Annotated in this window: 17 protein-coding genes and 3 pseudogenes; 8 read left to right on the top strand and 12 right to left on the bottom strand. The window is 70.9% G+C overall.

The genetic code is table 11. The annotated features are described in order from the left end of the window. Window positions 1–28 precede the first annotated feature (28 nt). Entirely contained in the window at window positions 29–1,111 is a 1,083-nt protein-coding gene (locus IE318_RS33265) for a methyltransferase (protein ID WP_189906354.1), read from the top strand. A 56-nt stretch (window positions 1,112–1,167) separates the two neighbouring features. Here the strand turns inward: IE318_RS33265 and IE318_RS33260 are convergent. Beyond that, a pseudogene (locus tag IE318_RS33260) lies at window positions 1,168–1,575 on the bottom strand (RNA-guided endonuclease InsQ/TnpB family protein); the annotation flags it as partial. Between the two features lie 342 nt (window positions 1,576–1,917). On the opposite strand from IE318_RS33260, the gene IE318_RS33255 reads away from it, so the two are divergent. Then, window positions 1,918–2,583, top strand: coding sequence for a response regulator transcription factor (locus IE318_RS33255; protein ID WP_189906387.1), 666 nt, complete (start codon window positions 1,918–1,920; stop codon window positions 2,581–2,583). 145 nt (window positions 2,584–2,728) lie between these two features. Here the strand turns inward: IE318_RS33255 and IE318_RS33250 are convergent, their stop codons facing one another. Further along, window positions 2,729–3,418 (bottom strand): nitroreductase, encoded by a 690-nt coding sequence (locus IE318_RS33250; RefSeq protein ID WP_229903910.1) that lies wholly within the window; start codon window positions 3,416–3,418, stop codon window positions 2,729–2,731. A gap of 102 nt (window positions 3,419–3,520) precedes the next feature. Between IE318_RS33250 and IE318_RS33245 the strand changes: the two genes are divergently transcribed. Then, a complete protein-coding gene (locus IE318_RS33245) occupies window positions 3,521–4,102 on the top strand; it encodes a TetR/AcrR family transcriptional regulator (protein WP_189906352.1) in 582 nt (193 codons plus the stop codon). 600 nt (window positions 4,103–4,702) lie between these two features. On the opposite strand, the pseudogene IE318_RS46885 reads toward IE318_RS33245, so the two are convergent. Beyond that, window positions 4,703–4,780: pseudogene (locus tag IE318_RS46885) on the bottom strand (IS200/IS605 family transposase); the annotation flags it as partial. On the opposite strand from IE318_RS46885, the pseudogene IE318_RS33240 reads away from it, so the two are divergent. Then, window positions 4,772–5,461 (top strand): annotated as a pseudogene (locus IE318_RS33240) (alpha/beta hydrolase); the annotation flags it as partial. The pseudogenes IE318_RS46885 and IE318_RS33240 sit on opposite strands and share 9 nt — an antisense overlap. A gap of 152 nt (window positions 5,462–5,613) precedes the next feature. Here IE318_RS33240 and IE318_RS33235 read toward each other — a convergent pair. Further along, the gene (locus tag IE318_RS33235; RefSeq protein WP_229903909.1) at window positions 5,614–5,946 is read right to left on the bottom strand and encodes a DUF6192 family protein; all 333 of its coding nucleotides are present in this window, start codon (window positions 5,944–5,946) and stop codon (window positions 5,614–5,616) included. A gap of 190 nt (window positions 5,947–6,136) precedes the next feature. Between IE318_RS33235 and IE318_RS33230 the strand changes: the two genes are divergently transcribed. Next, the gene (locus IE318_RS33230) at window positions 6,137–6,553 is read left to right on the top strand and encodes an enediyne antibiotic chromoprotein (RefSeq protein WP_189906348.1); all 417 of its coding nucleotides are present in this window, start codon (window positions 6,137–6,139) and stop codon (window positions 6,551–6,553) included. 148 nt (window positions 6,554–6,701) lie between these two features. Here IE318_RS33230 and IE318_RS33225 read toward each other — a convergent pair whose 3' ends face one another. From IE318_RS33225 to IE318_RS33215, 3 genes are all read right to left on the bottom strand, one after another. Next, on the bottom strand, window positions 6,702–7,166 hold the full coding sequence (locus tag IE318_RS33225; RefSeq protein WP_189906346.1) for an iron chaperone: 465 nt from the start codon (window positions 7,164–7,166) through the stop codon (window positions 6,702–6,704). Window positions 7,167–7,260: 94 nt separating this feature from the next. After that, on the bottom strand, window positions 7,261–7,893 hold the full coding sequence (locus IE318_RS33220; protein ID WP_189906345.1) for a VOC family protein: 633 nt from the start codon (window positions 7,891–7,893) through the stop codon (window positions 7,261–7,263). Between the two features lie 5 nt (window positions 7,894–7,898). After that, the gene (locus IE318_RS33215) at window positions 7,899–8,363 is read right to left on the bottom strand and encodes a helix-turn-helix transcriptional regulator (protein WP_189906343.1); all 465 of its coding nucleotides are present in this window, start codon (window positions 8,361–8,363) and stop codon (window positions 7,899–7,901) included. 253 nt (window positions 8,364–8,616) lie between these two features. Between IE318_RS33215 and IE318_RS33210 the strand changes: the two genes are divergently transcribed. Further along, window positions 8,617–9,489, top strand: a complete 873-nt coding sequence (locus IE318_RS33210) for a helix-turn-helix domain-containing protein (RefSeq protein ID WP_189906341.1) — start codon at window positions 8,617–8,619, stop codon at window positions 9,487–9,489. Between the two features lie 27 nt (window positions 9,490–9,516). On the opposite strand, the gene IE318_RS33205 is transcribed toward IE318_RS33210, so the two are convergent. The 3 genes from IE318_RS33205 to IE318_RS33195 form a co-directional block, all read right to left on the bottom strand. After that, window positions 9,517–10,710 carry a ParB/RepB/Spo0J family partition protein gene (locus IE318_RS33205; protein WP_189906339.1) on the bottom strand — a complete coding sequence of 398 codons (1,194 nt, stop codon included), beginning with the start codon at window positions 10,708–10,710 and terminating at the stop codon, window positions 9,517–9,519. Between the two features lie 147 nt (window positions 10,711–10,857). Further along, on the bottom strand, window positions 10,858–11,691 hold the full coding sequence (locus IE318_RS33200; protein WP_229903908.1) for an ABC transporter permease: 834 nt from the start codon (window positions 11,689–11,691) through the stop codon (window positions 10,858–10,860). Then, on the bottom strand, window positions 11,688–12,614 hold the full coding sequence (locus tag IE318_RS33195) for an ABC transporter ATP-binding protein (protein ID WP_189906337.1): 927 nt from the start codon (window positions 12,612–12,614) through the stop codon (window positions 11,688–11,690). The genes IE318_RS33200 and IE318_RS33195 overlap by 4 nt, the downstream gene beginning before the upstream one ends. A 228-nt stretch (window positions 12,615–12,842) precedes the next feature. Here IE318_RS33195 and IE318_RS33190 point away from each other — a divergent pair, with 228 nt between their 5' ends. Together IE318_RS33190 and IE318_RS33185 are read left to right on the top strand one after the other, a co-directional pair. After that, window positions 12,843–13,613, top strand: coding sequence for a gamma-glutamyl-gamma-aminobutyrate hydrolase family protein (locus IE318_RS33190; RefSeq protein WP_189906335.1), 771 nt, complete (start codon window positions 12,843–12,845; stop codon window positions 13,611–13,613). A gap of 108 nt (window positions 13,614–13,721) precedes the next feature. Further along, window positions 13,722–14,174 (top strand): carboxymuconolactone decarboxylase family protein, encoded by a 453-nt coding sequence (locus tag IE318_RS33185; protein WP_229903907.1) that lies wholly within the window; start codon window positions 13,722–13,724, stop codon window positions 14,172–14,174. Between the two features lie 160 nt (window positions 14,175–14,334). On the opposite strand, the gene IE318_RS33180 is transcribed toward IE318_RS33185, so the two are convergent. Both IE318_RS33180 and rfbB read right to left on the bottom strand, forming a co-directional pair. Next, window positions 14,335–15,717, bottom strand: a complete 1,383-nt coding sequence (locus tag IE318_RS33180) for an NDP-hexose 2,3-dehydratase family protein (RefSeq protein ID WP_189906333.1) — start codon at window positions 15,715–15,717, stop codon at window positions 14,335–14,337. Then, window positions 15,714–16,694, bottom strand: coding sequence for a dTDP-glucose 4,6-dehydratase (gene rfbB, locus IE318_RS33175; RefSeq protein WP_189906331.1), 981 nt, complete (start codon window positions 16,692–16,694; stop codon window positions 15,714–15,716). Before rfbB ends, IE318_RS33180 begins: the two co-directional genes overlap by 4 nt. Window positions 16,695–16,990: the final 296 nt, after the last annotated feature.

Raw genomic sequence — 16,990 nt, 5'->3', positions numbered from 1 at the left:
CCGCCCGCCGCCCACCACGGAGGAATCCATGCCGCTGCCGCCCGCCCGCCTCGTCCGGGCCGTCGAAGGCGTGCGCACCGGTCTGCGGAGGCTGGCACAAAAGCTGGCCCCCGCACCGTTCTCGCTGCTGGAGATGGTCCAGGGCGCCATGCTCAGCCAGGCCCTCTACGCCGCCGCGGAGCTGCGCGTCGCCGAGGCGCTCAGCAACGGCCCGCTGCCCGCCGGCGCTCTCGCCGAGCGCGTCGGCGCCCACCCCGAGACGCTGCACCGGCTGATGCGGCTGCTCGCCTCCAACGGTGTCTTCGCCGAACGCAAGGACGGGGCCTTCGCACTGTCCCCGATGGGCAAGGCGTTGCTGGAGGACGCCCCGATGTCCATGCGCGGCATCGCGGTGCTCATGGGCCACCCGGTCCACTGGGAGGACTGGTCGCACTTCGTGGACGCGGTGCGCTCCGGCGAGCCGAGCCTGCCCAAGCTGCGCGGCATGACGGCGTTTGAGTTTCTTGAGGCCAAGCCGGAGTACGGCGAGGTGTTCATGAAGGGCATGGGCGCCATGTCCGCCACCGAGACCGAACCGGTCCTGGCCGCCTACGACTTCTCGCGGTTCGCCACGGTCGTGGACTTCTGCGCCGGCCGCGGCGAACTGCTCGCCGGCATCCTGAAGAAGTCCCCGGGCGTGCGGGGGATCCTCGCCGACCCGCGGGTGGACGGCAACGGCGCGGCGCAGTACCTGGCCGAGCAGCAGGTCGCCGACCGGTGCGAGGTGGTGGCCGCCGACCTGTTCGGGCCGGTGCCCGAGGGCGGGGACGCCTACATCCTCAAGCACATCGTGCACGACTGGCCCGAGGAGCGGGCCCTTGAGATCCTGCGCAACGTGCGCGCCGCGATGCGGCCCGGCGGGCGGCTGCTGCTGATGGAGATGGTCGTGCCGCAAAAGCCGAACGCCGCGCACGCCTCGAAGCTGGTCGACCTGTGGCTGATGCTGCTCGTGGGCGGCAAGGAGCGCACCGCCGCCCAGTACGCGCAGCTGCTTAACGAGGCGGGCTTCCGGCTGGAGCGGGTGGTGCAGACGGCGGGGGCGATCTCGGTCGTGGAGGCAAGCGTCCGTTGACTTGCACCTCGGGCTGAAGCCCGAGGATTCTGGCCTTCTCGATCGTTGCTGTGCCGCTACGCGGCACGGGGTTCGGTCGGGAATCCGTGGCTTCCTGTTTCTTCGCGCTGTGCCGGGATTGCTCCTGGTCTTACCGGCGCTCCGCAGGCCGATACCGCCAGTCCGGCGGCCGTCTTCACGTTGATCGCGGCATTGGTGTCCCGGTCGTGGACGGTGCCGCAGGCGGTACAGGTCCATTCCCGGACGTTCAGGGGTTTGGGTCCGTCCTTGACGCCGCAGGTGGAGCAGGTCTGGGAGGTCGGCTCGAACCGGCCGATCTTGACCAGGGCACGGCCGTACCGTTCCGCTTTGTATTCGAGCATGCTGATGAACGATGCCCATCCGGCGTCGTGCACGGACTTGGCCAGCTTCGTGCGGGCCAGTCCCGCCACCGACAGGTCCTCCACGGCGATCCCTTGGTTCTCGGACCGCCGACCTGAGTCTGCGACGCTCCGCGTCGCCACTGTCAGATTCGCTTCACCACCGGCCTGAAGGCCGATGCACTGCGAATGAATTCGGGTAGCACCCGCCCACGGGTCAGCCGGGCTGTACCGGGGCTCGACCGTGCTTGCCTAGATTCACGGTCAGGGCAAATCCCGTCACCCGCGCACCGCACCGGATCCCCCGGGGGAGGCATGACCGTGACATCGGCACAGGCGCTGCTCGACACCCGCCCGCCCGCCGGCCCCGCCGGTGAGGGCCCGGGCGGCCCCCGGCCCGCTGCGGACCGCGAGGCGGGGGCCGCCGGCCACGGTGCGACCGTCTCGATGCCCTCCGGCCGCCGTGTCCTCGTCGTCGACGCCGACCCCGCCTGCGCCGACTCCCTGGTCACCCAGTTGCGCCGGCACGGCCACGAGGCCCTCGGCGTCCGGCGCGGCGGGGCGGCGCTGCGCGCCCACGAGGACGCCGACCTGGTGCTGCTCGACCTCGAACTGCCCGACCTGGACGGCCTGGAGGTCTGCCGGGCCATCCGTGCCGTCAGCCGGGTGCCCGTCATCATCGTCACCGCCCGCGCCTCCGAACTGGACTGTGTCCTCGGCCTGCAGGCGGGCGCCGACGACTACGTCGCCAAGCCCTACGGCCTGCGCGAGCTGATGGCCCGTATCGAGGCCGTGATGCGCCGCGCCGAGTGGCAGCCGGCCGCCGCCCGCGAGATCCGGCACGGCCGCCTGCACATCGACGTGGGCGCCCGCGAGGTCCTGCTCGGCGGTGAGGAAGTGGCCCTGACCCGCAAGGAGTTCGACCTCCTGTGCCTGCTGGCCTCGCACCCGGACACCGTCATCCCCCGCAAGCAGCTCCTCCAGCAGGTCTGGGGCGACTCCTGGTCCCGCCGCACCGTCGACACCCACGTCAGCAGCCTGCGCGGCAAGCTGGGCGACAGCGGCTGGATCGTGACGGTACGGGGCGTGGGCTTCATGCTCGGCAGTCCCTGAGCTTGTTCTTCATCTACCAAGATCGAACCGGGTCTGCCGATGGCCTTGAGGATCTCGGGGCGTTTGACGGTTTTGCCGACGTCGTAGCGGGTGGCGGGCGGACCGGGATGTCCGGCACTGGCGGATCTCGGGGCTCGGCGCCTGGTCAGCCATGGAATGTCGTGGTCTCCTCCAGCGCGGCACGCCCTGTGTTGACGCGGTTCACCCGCGCGATGGTGTCCGCGTATCCGAACGAGATTCCGACAAGCAGTTTCCCTCCGGTGACTCCGAGCTCGGCGCGTATCTCGTCGGCATAGAAACTCAGCAGTCCCTGTGGGCAGCTGGCCACGCCGTACGCGGACATCGCCAGCAACAGGGTCTGCATGTAGCCGCCGACGTCGGCGGCCAACCGCGGGTTGTCCTGTTCCGAGACGAAGAGGAACGCGACGTGCGGGGCGCCGTAGAAGCCCAGGCTCTCGGCGTCGTATGCCGCGCGTGCCGCGTGGTCGTCGAGGCCGATGCCCAGGGCCCCGTAGAGCTGGCTACCGAAGGCGGCCCGCCGCTTTCGCTGCGTCGGCGAGTACATGTCGTCGCTGTACGGGAGGTCGACCGATGTCCGTCGCGCGGCATGGGCCGCCCGCAGGGCCGCCGCCAGACGGTCGCGTGGTGCGCCGCTGACGACCTCCACTCTCCACGGCTGTGCGTTGGAGTTGGACGGCGCCGCTCCGGCGAGCGAGAAGATCGCGCGCATCGTCTCCTCGGGCACGGGCTCGGGCCGAAAAGCGCGCGTCGCACGCCGGCCTCGGATGAGCTTCTCCGCGGCGCCGCTCAGTTCGGCGCGGTGGGACCAGGTCACGGCGACTCCTTGCACAAGAGCGATGTAACCGGATGCGTTTACCTTGATGCCGATCATACTGGCTCACCGCGGATGAGGTAAACGCAGGCGTATACTTGAGTCATGGCTGTGGCGAGTGACACGACGCGAGGGCGAGGGGCGAGGGAGCGCATTCTGGCCGCCGCCACGCGGTTGTTCGCGGACAACGGGATCACCGCGACGGGCATGGAGCAGGTCGCGGAGGAGGCACCGGTGTCCAAGCGCACGCTCTACGCCCACTTTCGGACCAAGGACGACCTGGCGGTCGCTTACCTGCAGGCGCTCGCATCGTCGGGGGACACCATGGAGAGCGTGCTGGTCCGAGAGGACCTCAGCCCTCGCGAGCGGATCCTTCGCCTGTTCGATGTGACGACCACGGGCACGTCCGCGGTGCGCGGGTGCCCCTTCATCGATGCGGCAGCCGAGTTCCCCGACCCGATGAGCCCGATCCACGCCTACGCCCGCGAGCAGAAGCTCCGGATGGTGGGGTTGGTCACGGGACTGGTGACGGAACTGGGCTGCCGCGAACCCGCAGCCCTCGCCGAGCAGTTGGTCACACTCGCGGACGGGGCGGCCAGCCGTGCGATGGTGCTGAATCAACCGGATTACGGCCGGCACGCACGCGCAGCCGCGCAGATCCTGCTCGAACAGGCCCGTCAGGGGTAGTTCACCCTTCGGCCATGCTGCGGCGTCCCGCCTCGAACTGCCCTGTCCCTTGCGTCGCAGCGCGGCGTGCACGCGAGGGGAGTCCTACGCGCCACGCGACGCTCCACGGATCTGCCCCATCTCCTCAGCGAGTTCGTCCTCGGTCCGCTGCCGTGGCGGCGGCCGGCCGACGGGCGAGCCAGGCGCAATAGCTGGCGCTCGGGAGCTTCAGCACGCGCAGCGTCACGCGGTAGCACTCGGGTCTGCCGTAAGGCACGGCAGCGCGGCAGCCCTGCGGTGCTCCGCTGACCGTGCGCGTTGGGCATGCGGGTGCTCGGCTCTCTGCGCCTCCAGCCAGGTGATCGATGCCCGAGCCGTGGTGAGCGGGCCGTCGAGCCTGCATGACGCAGTGTCAGGTGTGTGTGAGGATCGGCACCCCCGCGTCCGGTGTGGCCTGCCGTGCGTCTGCGTCGGGATCCCCCTCAGTGTCTGAAGGTGCCCAGTGAAGAGATCCGTCATGGTGGCGCTCGCTCTCACCGCGTCGGTTACCGGGATTCTTGCAGAAAGCCCGGGCGTTCACGCCGGGGATGAATGCATCTCAAGGCTGCTCTGACGTGCACGTTAGAGCGGACGTTTTTGCTGCTCGATGTACTGGCGGACGATGGCCAGCGGTGCTCCGCCGCACGATGCGGCAAGGTGGGGCCGTTCGAGCTGGAGGACACATATCTGGCCGGCGCCTACTACAACGGCTACTGGCCCTCCATGGCAGACGCTTTCGCCGCCTACGTCAACGACCATGACACGGCGCGCCTGGTGGACCTCTTCGAGGAGCTGGGCGCCGTCGACTCCGAAGGCGACAACAGCTACTCCGTCTACTCCGCAGTGCAGTGCCGCGACGCTCCCTGGCCTCGCGACTGGACCACCTGGCACCGCGAAACCTCCGACGTGTACGCCAAAGCGCCCTTCCAGGCCTGGAACAACGCCTGGTACAACGCCCCTTGCGCGTTCTGGCCCGTCAAGTCCCTGAAGCCGCTCAACGTGGCCAATGCCAAGATCCCGCCCGCCCTTCTGGTCCAGGCAACGGACGACGCCCCCACCCCCTACGAGGGCGCCCTCGAAATGCACCGGCTGCTGCCGGCCTCCCGCCTGGTCGTGGAGGAACACGGCGGCAACCACGGCGTCAGCCTCTACAACGGCAACCCGTGCATCGATGAATACCTGACGAGATATCTGGCCACCGGTGCTCTGCCACGCAGCGGCCCAGGCCCCGACGCGATCTGCCAGGCGCTGCCCGACCCCGAGCCGACCGACGCCCCGGCTGCCACGGACCGGGCCACCGGTTTCGGCGCCGGCGTGCGTGCCGGGCTGCTCCGCAGGTAGACCAGGGGCTCGTCTCCCGGCTTTGCCGACGCCTCCACCGAAGCTGCATACAGGGCTGCATGACCCGCGGGGCGTGCGTCCATCAGGGCGACACGGACCAGGTCGCCGTAGTGCTCGGCCAGCGGCCGGGTCTCCCGGCGCCACGGCACGGCCTACCCGCCCTTGAGCAGCTGGAACAGCTGCTCCTCCAGGGTGAACTCGCCGTTGTCGAGCGCTCCTTCGAGCCAGTCCGCCGCAGCGCGGACACGGCCGATCCCACGGCGCACGGTCTCGCGCTCGTCCTCGGCGAACTCCTGCCCGCGCGGCTGTGGGACCAGGCGGCCGAGCGTGGCCACGAAGCCGTGACCGGAGCCGACCAGGTCGAGGTACTCGATGGTGTGCTCGATCGCGCGGACGGCCGGGGTGCGCTCCCGGATCCGGTCACGGGTCTGGTCCGAGGTGTCGAACCGGGCGCCGCTGACGAGCATCCCGGTGGTGTCGTCCACCGACTGACAACTCCCCGAAAACAGGCTCCGCGCAGCGCCGGACGGGGGGTGCGCAGACCCGGACGCCTTCCGCTGGGACTCAAGTGGTCTTCGAGCCGGTCTCATGCGCTCCGGTCGACTCTGGGTGAGGCGTGATCAACAGGAACGCGCCGTTCCATATCCGCTTTCCGCACCCATCGGGGAGACGAACATGCAGATCCGCTCGCGTCTGACCAAGACCGGCATGCTGGGCGCGGCCGCCGTGGCCGCCCTCGCCCTCTCCACCGGCCCGGCCTCCGCGGCCGCGGCGGTGACCGCCTCGCCCAGCAGCGGCCTGGCCGACGGCCAGTCCGTGACCGTGACCGGCACCGGCTTCCCGGCGGGCGCCCAGGTCGCCGTGTCGCAGTGCCGGGAGAGCACCACGTGCACCGACGCGCTGACCAAGGTCACCGTCGGTGCCGACGGCAGCTTCACCGCCCCCTACACCGTGCACAAGCAGTTCACCGCCACCGACTGGAGCACCGGCACCGGCACCTCCGTGACCGTGGACTGCGGCACGCAAGCGTGCCAGCTGGTCGCCTACCTGGAGGCCACCGGCCCGGTCGGTACGGGGATCTCCTTCCGCTGAGGCACCCCGTCCCCTCGTCCTCCCGGACGACCGGAGCCCACCGAGCGGTGCCCGCGACCGGCACCGCTCGGTGGGCTCGCCCGTGTGCGGCCCTGCCCAGGACGAGCGCCCGGGAAGGGACGCCGGCCCCGGAAGGAGAGACCCGCCCTCAGCCCACCGCCTGCTTCAGGAGGGCGGCGATGCGCTTCTCCTCGGCGGCGGTCAGCTTGGTCAGCGCGTAGGACGTCGGCCACATCGCTCCGTCGTCGAGCGCCGCCTGGTCGCTGAAACCGAGCGTGGCGTACTTCGACTTGAACTTCTGCGCGCTCTGGAAGAAGCACAGGACCTTGCCGTTCTTGGCGTAGGCGGGCATCCCGTACCACAGCCTCGGCGTGAGCTCCGGGGCGCTGGCCTTGACGATCTCGTGGAGCTTCTCGGCGAGGACCCGGTCCGCCTCCTCCATCTCCGCGATCTTCGCGAGCACCTCGCCCTCGGGGTCCCCCTTGGACCCGCGTCGCGCGGTCTTCAGCTCCTTGGCCCGGTCCTTCATCGCCTCCCGTTCCTCGGCGGTGAAGCCCTCGTGCTTCCCGGCGGCCGAACCGGAGTTCTCGGCGGACGACTGCGTGCGCTTCATGGCGGTTGTTCCTTCCTTGCCGGATTCAACGTGACCTTCTCACGCGGGGGCATCGCCCCGCACGGCGTTCAGGCCCACGGTCTTTCGGTTCGGATCAGGCCGGCGTGGACGTCACCGGTGCGGGCTCCCAGGCGAAGCCGTCCGGGTCGGTGAAGGCCCCGGTGGTGCCGCCGAGCACGATCCGGTGCGAGCCGCTGCCGTCCTCGCTCACCCCCACGTCCTTGGCCAGGCCCCGCCGCTTGTACAGGGCCAGCTTGACGGGGGCGTCGTCGGCGGAGGCGAACTCGACGTACTTGCCGCCGAAGCTCTTTGCCACGGACAGGCCCTGCTCGACGTAGAACTGCTTGCTCGCCTTGACGTCCTCCACGCCCAGCAGGAGCACGAGCTGGTCGATCTTCCGGGTGGCGGGGCCGGTGTTCTTCTTCGACGAGGTCGCCAGCTTCCAGATGGTGCCGTCCGGGGCCTGCACGACGCCGCCGTAGCCCCACAGGGACTTCGAGGCCGGCTTCAGCGTGGTGGCGCCCGCCTCGAGGGCGGAGGCGATGAAGCCGTCGACGTCGGCCGGCTGGGAGACGGTGATCGACATCGTGAACCCGCGGAAGCCGGCCGTCGGCGTCTCGCAGGCCCGCAGGCGTACCTGCGAACCCAGCCCGAACGCGGCGGAGTAGAAGCGGTCGGCGGCCGTGGCGTCGGCCACCTCCAAAGTGACGGATGCGAGAGAAGTCATGGCGATCACGCTAGCCGCGCCGTGCTCGCCGGGGCTTCTTCATTCCTGCTCGATACCGGCACCGCCGCCCTCGCATGCCACGGCAGTCCTGCCGTGCCGAGGGCCGCCCGGCTGCGGTAGAGGCCGGGCTCCATGCCGGCCAGCTCGGTGAAGCGGGTGGTGAACGCGGCCGCCGACGGGCAGCCGACCGCGCGGCAGACCTCGCCCACGCCGGCCTCGCCGTGCCGCAGCAGGGCCATCGCCTGCTCGACGCGCAGCGTCATCACATAGGCGTACGGCGACTGGCCGTAGGCGTCGCGGAACTGCCGGCTGAGCCGGCCGGGCGCCATGCCCGCCTCGCGGGCGAGGGCCTCGACGTCCAGCGGCTGCGTGTACTGCCGGCCGATCCGGTCGCGGACGCGGCGCAGGCGCGCGAGGTCGAGCAGGTGCTGCGCGGCGATCTGCGCCTGCCGCCAAGCGGGGTGACACATGGCAGGGCCCCTCCCTACTCGGTGCCGGAGCGCAGCTGCTGTATGCGGGCCAGGTTGAGGGAACTCGTATGAGGGTTGAGGTCCATGGCCTCACGCTAGCCGCGGGCCCGTTCTGCGGGCTTCTTCGATCCTGATCCCTTTTCAAGGCCCGGGACCTGCGGTGAGCCTGCAGCGGATCCCGAGCGTGACTCGAGCGGATCACGACGGCCGCGAGCCATCCTGTCGAGTGGACCGACAGGTGGTGAGGTGGGCCATGGACCCAGCAGTGGAAAACGCGGTCGCGTATATGCGCGAGCGTTTCGGTGATCCGCTGACCGTCACGGACATCGCCCGAAAAGCTTGGCTCAGCCGTTTCCATTTCTCGCGCGTTTTCAAGGAGGAGACCGGGGTCAGCCCCGGCAGATTCCTCGCCGCGGTCCGTATTCACGAGGCCAAGCGGCTCATCGGCGGCACCTCGATGACCATTGCGGAAATCTCCGCCGCGGTCGGATACACCAGTCTGGGCTCGTTCACCCATGCCTTCACGGCCGGTGTCGGGCTGTCTCCCGGCCGGTTCCGCCGGCTGTGCCGCGGGGAGGGGCAGGGGCTGCCGCCACCGCGGCCGGCGGGTCCGAGGTCACGGCACGGCTCGGTCGCCGGCACCGTCAGGCTGCCGCAGGGCCACGGCAACGCGCGCGTGTACCTGGGGGCCTTCGCCACGGCCGTCGTGCAGTACCCGGCCCTGGCGTCGGCCGTCGTCGACGTGCCGTGCGACCGTCCGTCCTGCTACGTCCTGCCCGAGGTCCCCGAGGGGAGCTGGCATCTGCTGGCGGTGGCGGTGGCGGTGGCCGCGGGCACCGGCCACGATCCGCAGGCCGTGCGGAGCGCGCTCGTCGGGGACCGGGGCACCACCGCCGTGACCGTCACCGCCGGCGCCGTCACCAGCGCGGCGGTGCGGCTGCGCCTGGCACACCCGGCCGATCCGCCGGTGCTGCTCGCCCTGCCCGAGCTCGAACCACCGGCGACGGTCGTGCCCCACCCCGGCTGCGCGGCCGCCCCACCGGGCCCGCTCCCCGCGGGCCGGGACCGGCCCGCCCCCCGGCTGTGGCTGCTGCCCGGCGCCTCGGCGCCGTCACCGGGGGCCTGATACCGGCAGGCGGCGTCTGCCGGGCCGTCAGGAGGAGGGGCTGCGGCACAGTTCCTGGCGGGCCTTGAGCCGCTCGGCGAGCAGGCACCACTCCTTGCCGATGTGTTCGGCGATCGGGGCGACGACGCCGAGCCAGTGCGGCGGGACCGCGTCCACCAGCCGCCGCCAGTCCTCGCCGGGCTCGGTGGCGTGCGACTGCATCCAGCGCAGGAACTCCCGGCCCCCCGCGGTGTACCGGATGGCGGGGTCGGTGGCCATCTTGGCCGCCACGGCCGCCCAGGTGGGCGGGGTGTCGGTGTGGTTCCTGCGCTGCGGCGGTGCCGGCGGCACCTCGGCGCTTGCGGCCACCCGCAGCGGCACCCGGCGGACGCCGTCGGCGGCCGCGTCGGTGTCCGCCGTCAGGTCGTCGGGCCGCGGCACGGACGGCACGGACGGCACGGGCCGCATGTGCGGCGGGCGTGCGGTATGGGTGCGGCGCCCGTTGCGTTCGGGCCCCTCGCCGCGCCGCAGCCGTGCGCTGACGTCGTGCACCGTGCCCAGCGACACGTCGGTCGCCCGGGCGACCTGGCGCAGCGGGGCGTCGGGGTGGGCGGCGATGTACTCGGCGGCGCGCCGCCTGCCCTCGCCCGCGTCCACCGGGCGCCGCCTGCCGTCCTGGCCGATGCGCTTGCCGCCCAGCGGCGTCGCGATCGCCGACCGCTCGCGCAGCGACGCGATGGTCTTCGCGCTCAGCCCGGTGATGCCGGCGATGGCACGGTCGGACCAGTCGGGGTGGGAGCCCAGGACCCGCTGGGCTCCGGCGACGCGGTCGGCCTTCGACAGCGGCAGGCCGTGCGAGCCGTTGGCCTTCATGGCGATGACGAGCGCCTCGGAGTTGGAGCAGTCGAGGAAGTGCGCCCGGATGCTGTCGTCGCCCATGAGCCGGGCGGCCTCCAGCCGGTGCAGCCCGTCGATGACACGGCAGCCGTCCACCTGGACGAGAATGGGAGGAAGTTCCGCCGAATCCGCCGCGTCGACGAGAAGCCGGACATGCGCGGCGTCCGTTCCGCCCTGGCGAAGGGAAACCCCGGGAGAGAGCGCGGCGATGGGGACTTCACGGGCCGGGAGTTTCTCGAAGTTCTTCAGGTCGAATTCGGTGTGCGCCGACGATCCGGCGCCCTCCATCCGGACGGGACTGAATGCACTCGTCATCGACACGGCTTGCGCGTTGTTCTGAGCCATTCCGGTAACTCCCTCTCTGCTGCCGCCGCTGCCGCCGCTGCCGACGAGGGTCGCAGGAGGGTCTCCAGCCGTAGTGGAGAGCAGGTCGACGTTGCCTGGAAACGCCGCACCGCGGGCATCCGCGAAAAGGCGGATGCCCGCGGGGGATCAGGCGTCGCGGCGCCGCAGCTGCACCGCGGCGACGGCCAGCAGGACGGCCGTCCACAGCGCGAGCACGCCCAGGCCCTGCCAGGGCCCCAGCACGTCGCCGGCGCGGGAGTGCTGCTGGGTGATCATGAAGCCGGCCTGCGTGGGCAGCCAGGCGTGGACGTGCTCGCCCACGCTGCCGGGCAGCAGGCCCGCCATCGGGGTGATCACCAGGACGAAGCCGATGACGACGGTGATGCTCGCCGCGGTGTGCCGGATGATCGCGCCGACGGCGAGGGCGAACAGGCCGAGCAGGGCGAGGTAGAGGCCGCAGCCGACGACGGCCCGCAGGACGCCCGGATCGCCGATCGCGACCGGCGCCTTGCCGTGCAGGATCGGCGCGCCGATGAAGAAGGAGCCGAACGCGGTCAGTTCGCCCACCGCCAGCACCAGCAGGGCGAACACCGTGCCCTTGGCCGCCAGCACGGGCACCCGCCGGGGCACCGCGAGCAGGCTGGCACGGATCATGCCGGTGGAGTACTCCGAGGCGATCGCCATGACGCCCAGCACACACACCGCCAGCTGGCTGAGCAGGATGCCGCTGCCCAGGATGGTGCCCGTCGGGTCCAGCCGCATCTCGGCCCGCTGGGAGGCGTCGGTCTTGTCCCAGTTCGCGATGCCCATCTCCATGAACAGCGCGGTGAACACCAAGGTGAGCACCACCAGGATGGCCAGCGACCAGACAGTGGAGCGCACGGAGCGGATCTTGGTCCACTCCGAGAGCATCAGGTTCCCCAGGCCCGGCCCGCGGCCCTGGGTGGCCGGGCCGGACGCGGGGGCGGTTGCGGTCGTCACTTCGTACCTCCGGTGGCGGGCACGCCGGCGTCGTACTCGACGGCGTCCTTGGTCAGTTCCATGAAGGCGTCCTCGAGGGAGCCGCGCCGGGTCGACAGCTCGTGCAGCACCAGCCCGTCGGCGGCGGCGAGTTCGGCGATGCGCGGGGCCTCCAGCCCGGTGACGTCCAGGTCGCCCTCGTCGGTGGTGGTGACGGTGGCGCCCTTGCCCCGCAGCAGCTCGGCGAGCTGCGCCCCGTCGGGCGTCCTGACCAGGACGGAGCGCTGGGTGCTCCGCTCGATGAACTCCTCGGTGGAGCAGTCGGCGACCAGCCGGCCGCGGCCGATGACGATGAGGTGATCGGCGGTGACCGCCATCTCGTTCATCAGGTGGCTGGAGACGAAGACGGCGCGGCCCTCGGCCGCCAGCGACTTCATCAGGTTCCGGATCCACAGGATGCCCTCGGGGTCGAGGCCGTTGACGGGCTCGTCCAGGACCAGCGCCGCGGGATCGCCGAGCAGCGCGGCGGCGATGCCCAGCCGCTGCCCCATGCCGAGCGAGAAGCCGCCCGCCCGCTTGCGGGCCACCGAGGCCAGCCCGACCTGCTCGATGACCTCCTCGACCCGGCGCCGGCCGATGCCCTGGGTCTGCGCGAGACAGAGCAGGTGGTCGTAGGCGCTGCGCCCGGTGTGCACGGCGCGCGCCTCCAGCAGCGCTCCCACCACCCGCAGCGGCCGGGCCAGTTCGCGGTAGGGCACGCCGTTGACGGTGGCCTGGCCGGCATCGGGCCTGTCCAGTCCCAGCAGCAGTCGCATCGTGGTGGACTTGCCTGCGCCGTTGGGGCCCAGGAAGCCGGTGACCCGGCCGGGCTCGACCGTGAACGACAAATCGTTCACGGCCGTCTTGTCGCCGTAGCGTTTGGTGAGGTTCTTCGCCTCGATCATGGTCACCTCGGTTGAATGGCCTGCGAGAGTTACGCCGGGGCAGAATTCCCCCCGGGCACCTGTGATAGCAGGATCGCTATCTGTTCAGTAGTCGCAGCCTGGAGCGGCCGTGAACGATGGCCCGCGCATCAGGGCACGGATATTTTGGCAGCTGTGACGGTCCGGGGAAGCCCCGTGTTCCATCTGCTTACTTTCCTCGGTTGAACCCGGAAACCCACGAGGGTGGTCATGAATTCACTCACGAACGATCCGGTGCCCGCCCGGCGGCGTCCGGTGATCGGGATCTGCGCGCGGACGGCGCCGGTCACCCTCCAGGGCAGCGACCTTCTCGTCGCCCTGGCACTGCAGTCCCACGTGGCCTTCCTGTCCGAGGCGGGCTGCACGCCCCTGCTGCTGCCGCTGCTGCCGGGGGCCGAGGACCTGGTCGGCCGGCTCGACGCACTGCTGGTCCCCGGCGGCCCCGACCTGGACCCGGCGCTGTACGGCCAGGGCGCCCACCCGGCGACCCGGGCGATGAGCCCGGACGCCGACCGCGTCGAACTGGCGCTGATGAGAAGGGCACTTGACGCCCGCCTGCCCGTGCTGGCGATCTGCCGCGGCATGCAACTGCTCAACGTGCTGCACGGAGGCAGCCTCCACCAGCACCTGGCGGACGTCACCGGCCACGACGGCCACCGTCCGCAGGCGCAGTCCTTCACCCTCGGCCGCCTGCCGCTGAAGCTGCTGCCCGGCAGCAAGATCGCCGCGATCCTCGAGGAGGACGCGCCGGAGACGGCATGCCACCACCACCAGGCGGTGGACCGGATCGGCGACGGCCTCACCGTCACCGCACGGGCCGAGGACGGCACCGTCGAGGCCGTCGAAGTCACCGGCCATCCCTTTGCGATCGGGGTGCAATGGGAATCCGGGCACACGGCCGACAAACGACTCCACCAGGCCCTCGCACATGCCGCCAGGCGCCCGAAGAATGAACCGGCCGCCGCAATTTCGATTCATTGAGAAAAGGCGGCCCCGAGGGCAAACTGATTTCCGATCCCCATGCGAAGGAGAATTATGTCGCCGCGGATGCCCAACCCCTCGTTGGTGGTTCCCGATGTCCTTCCGCCCATGCGCGCACTGGTCAAGGCCGTCAACAGCGTCGGCGTGCCGCTGCAGACGCTTGTGCTCATCCACCTGCGGGTGAGCCAGATCAACGGCCGGACGGTCCACCTGCCCAGGAAGCAGAAGGAGTTCGAGGCGGCGGGGGAGGAGGACCACCGTCTGCCGCTGGTGGAGACCTGGCGGGAGCAGACCTGCTTCACCGACGCCGAACGCTCCGTACTGGCGCTGGCCGAGGCCGCCACACGCATCGACGACCGCGTGGATCCGGTGTCGGACGAGGTCTGGGAGGAGGCCGCCCGGCACTGGAACCAGGTGCAGCTCGCCGCCGTGGTCCTGCACATCGGGCTGGTCAACCTCTGGAACCGGGTCAACGTCGCCACCAAGCAGGAGCCGGTGGACTGGCGCATCAACCCCAAGACCTGGACCCCCATGACAAGCCGGCTCACCGCGGCCCAGTAACCTCCGCGCGGCTTTGAGGCCCTGTCCGGCGGCTCATCCCCGGACAGGGCCTTACGTTGTTCGCGTCACGCATCACGCGCCCCGGGGCCCGTGGATCGCCCCGGCCCGGGGACCCCTGGCACGGGGGCGTGCCCCGGCCGGGTGCGGGGGGCGTGCCGGTTCAGTGTGTGCCGCCCCCCTGGAGTGCCGCGTCGAGGACGGCGAGCAGCGTCCTGGCCTGCACGTTGACGTAGCGGCTGTGTCCGGCCAGCCAGTTCAGCTGGCCCGGTGTGACCCAGTGGTATCCCGGGGGCGGCTGGGTGGGGGTGGTCGCCTCGTCGGTCTCGACGATCAGATAGCGGCTCTCGGCGTTGAGGAACCGGCCGCCCTCCTCGGAGTGGACGGTGGAGTAGCAAACGCGGTCCGGGGAGGCGTTCAGCAGCGCGTCGAGGAACGGCGGGCGCTCCTCGGCCCCGGCGGGGGCGTAGTTCGAGGGCACGCACTGCACGGTCGGCGCGAGCTCGACGGTGTCCAGGAAGCCGCCCTCGACGCGTGCGTGCGCCAGGACGTGCGGGACGCCGTCGAAGAGGCGGTAGGCGAAACCGACGACCCCGTGCTCCACCGGTTCGATGATCGGCTGGGTCCAGCCGGCCACCTCACGGCCGGCGCCCTCGACCGACACCGCCACCACGCGGAAGAACCTGCCGTCGACGCGGCTGACGGAGTGCTCGTCGGTCTGCCACCCGGCGATCTCGCGCAGCGGCATGCGGCGCGCGCGCACGTCGTGCCGGGCCCGTTCGCCCGTGAACCAGGCCAGCAGGGCGGAGTCGGACGACAGCGCCCTGGTCTCGGCCGGCAGCGCCGGGGCGCTGGCCAGCACCGTGCGCGCGTCCATGTTCACGACGTTGTCCAGGCGCAGCAGCCGCAGGATCTGCCCGAGGGTGAGCCAGCGGAAGGCGTCGTGGACGGGGACGTCGCCGTCCACCTCGACGATCATGTTGCGGTTGCGTTTTTGGTAGAACCAGGCGCCGTGCTCGGACTGCAGGACGTCGGTGAGCACCTGCTGCGGCCGCGGGGCGAGGAAGTGCTCCAGGTACCGCACCTCCGTTCCGCCGTGGGCCTTGGTGTAGTTGCTGCGGGTGGCCTGCACGGTGGGGGAGAGCTGCACCAGGTTGGGGTTGCCGGGCTCCATCTTGGCCTGCATCAGGAAGTGCAGGACCCCGTCGAACTCCTTGGCCAGGATGCCCAGGATGCCGATCTCCGGCTGCACGATGATCGGCTGCTGCCACTCGGCCCCGCCCCGTACGACGTGCAGTCCCTCGATGGTGAAGAACCGCCCGCTGCTGTGCCGCAGGTCACCGGTGTCCGGGGCGAACGACCAGTGGTCCAGCCCGGCGAACGGGATCCGCCGGACGACGGTCGCGCCGGCCCGCCGGTGCTCTGCCAGCCAGCCCGGCACCTCGGCCGTCGCGGTGTGCGCGCCCTCGGCCGTCGCGGCCGACAGCGCCAGGCGCTCGGCGATGTGCGCCCCGGTACGCGCGACCAGCTGTGCGGGGGCGCTCACGGCCGACCACCGCTGTCCTTGACCGGCTTCCACCAGCGGGGGTTGTCCCGGTACCAGGCGACGGTCTGGGCCAGGCCGGCGTCGAAGCCGGTCAGCGGCCGGTGGCCGAGCTCCCGCTCGATCTTGCCCTGGTCCAGGGCGTAGCGCCGGTCGTGGCCCTTGCGGTCGGTGATGTGCCGGATCATCTCCGGCCCCGCCCCGCACAGCTTCGCGAGTTGGTGGGCCAGCTGAAGGTTCGCCACGGCCGTGCCGGCGCCGATGTTGTAGACCTCGCCCGCCCTGCCCTGCTCGAGGACCCGCTGCACCGCGCGGCAGTGGTCGTCCACGTGCAGCCACTCGCGGATCTGCCCGCCGTCCCCGTAGACGGGTATGGGGCGCCCCTCGAGCAGGTTGGTGACGGCGAGCGGGATGAACTTCTCCGGGTGCTGGTAGGGGCCGTAGTTGTTGGAACAGCGGGTGACCGAGACGTCGAGGCGGTGGGTGCGGAAGTAGGCCAGGGCGATCAGGTCGGAGGACGCCTTGGACGCGGCGTAGGGCGAGTTGGGCAGCAGCGGGGACTCCTCGGTCCACACGCCCTCCTCGATGGAGCCGTACACCTCGTCGGTCGAGATGTGCACCACCCGCTGGACGCCTGCCGTCACACAGGCCTCCAGCAGCGCCTGCGTGCCCTCCACGTTCGTGCGGACGAACGCCGCCCCGCTGGCGATCGAACGGTCGACATGGCTCTCGGCCGCGAAGTGGACCACCACGTCCTGGCCGTCGAGGACACCGCCCAGCAGTTCCCGGTCGAGGATGTTCCCGTGTGTGAAGGTCAGCCGCGGATGGGAGGCGGGGAGGTTGTCACGGTTTCCCGCGTAGGTCAGCGCGTCCAGGACCGTCACATGGGCGTCCTCGAAACCCGGATAACCCCCGTCGAGCATGGTCCGTACGTAATGCGAGCCGATGAATCCGGCACCGCCGGTGACGAGGATTTTCATGAGACCACATCGCAGTCGGAGTTCCACGCTCGAAGCATGACCTTTTCCTTTTCGATGAGGAGACGAGTGCGCTGCCGCGACCCTACCGGCCGGTGCGGGCCGCGAGATGTTCGTCCCCGGCTCGTGCTCCACCGGGACGGTCCTCGCCCCTGTCGTGCGGCGGCAGCTCGCTCATCCGCCGGATGCCGTGCGGGTACGGGCTCGAAGAAGGCTGCACGACCGCCCTCGCAGCCCTCTCGAGACGTGCTCGAAGGGCTGCGAGGGCGGTCAGAAGGGGGGCGCGTTCGTCGCCGGCT

This window comes from Streptomyces spiralis (assembly GCF_014654675.1).
GTDB lineage: Bacteria > Actinomycetota > Actinomycetes > Streptomycetales > Streptomycetaceae > Streptomyces > Streptomyces spiralis.
Note: the sequence above shows the minus strand (reverse complement) of the source record. Positions and strands in the feature narration are given on the sequence as shown.

What these genes read in the sequence shown, in the direction of transcription:
- IE318_RS33230 (WP_189906348.1), top strand. Translation starts at nt 6,137, where the DNA reads ATGCAGATCCGCTCGCGTCTGACCAAGACCGGCATGCTGGGCGCGGCC.
- IE318_RS33255 (WP_189906387.1), top strand. Translation starts at nt 1,918, where the DNA reads ATGCCCTCCGGCCGCCGTGTCCTCGTCGTCGACGCCGACCCCGCCTGC.
- IE318_RS33205 (WP_189906339.1), bottom strand. Translation starts at nt 10,710, where the DNA reads ATGGCTCAGAACAACGCGCAAGCCGTGTCGATGACGAGTGCATTCAGT.
- IE318_RS33245 (WP_189906352.1), top strand. Translation starts at nt 3,521, where the DNA reads ATGGCTGTGGCGAGTGACACGACGCGAGGGCGAGGGGCGAGGGAGCGC.
- IE318_RS33225 (WP_189906346.1), bottom strand. Translation starts at nt 7,166, where the DNA reads ATGAAGCGCACGCAGTCGTCCGCCGAGAACTCCGGTTCGGCCGCCGGG.
- IE318_RS33220 (WP_189906345.1), bottom strand. Translation starts at nt 7,893, where the DNA reads ATGACTTCTCTCGCATCCGTCACTTTGGAGGTGGCCGACGCCACGGCC.
- IE318_RS33265 (WP_189906354.1), top strand. Translation starts at nt 29, where the DNA reads ATGCCGCTGCCGCCCGCCCGCCTCGTCCGGGCCGTCGAAGGCGTGCGC.
- IE318_RS33185 (WP_229903907.1), top strand. Translation starts at nt 13,722, where the DNA reads ATGCGCGCACTGGTCAAGGCCGTCAACAGCGTCGGCGTGCCGCTGCAG.
- IE318_RS33195 (WP_189906337.1), bottom strand. Translation starts at nt 12,614, where the DNA reads ATGATCGAGGCGAAGAACCTCACCAAACGCTACGGCGACAAGACGGCC.
- IE318_RS33190 (WP_189906335.1), top strand. Translation starts at nt 12,843, where the DNA reads ATGAATTCACTCACGAACGATCCGGTGCCCGCCCGGCGGCGTCCGGTG.
- IE318_RS33215 (WP_189906343.1), bottom strand. Translation starts at nt 8,363, where the DNA reads ATGTGTCACCCCGCTTGGCGGCAGGCGCAGATCGCCGCGCAGCACCTG.
- rfbB (WP_189906331.1), bottom strand. Translation starts at nt 16,694, where the DNA reads ATGAAAATCCTCGTCACCGGCGGTGCCGGATTCATCGGCTCGCATTAC.
- IE318_RS33210 (WP_189906341.1), top strand. Translation starts at nt 8,617, where the DNA reads ATGGACCCAGCAGTGGAAAACGCGGTCGCGTATATGCGCGAGCGTTTC.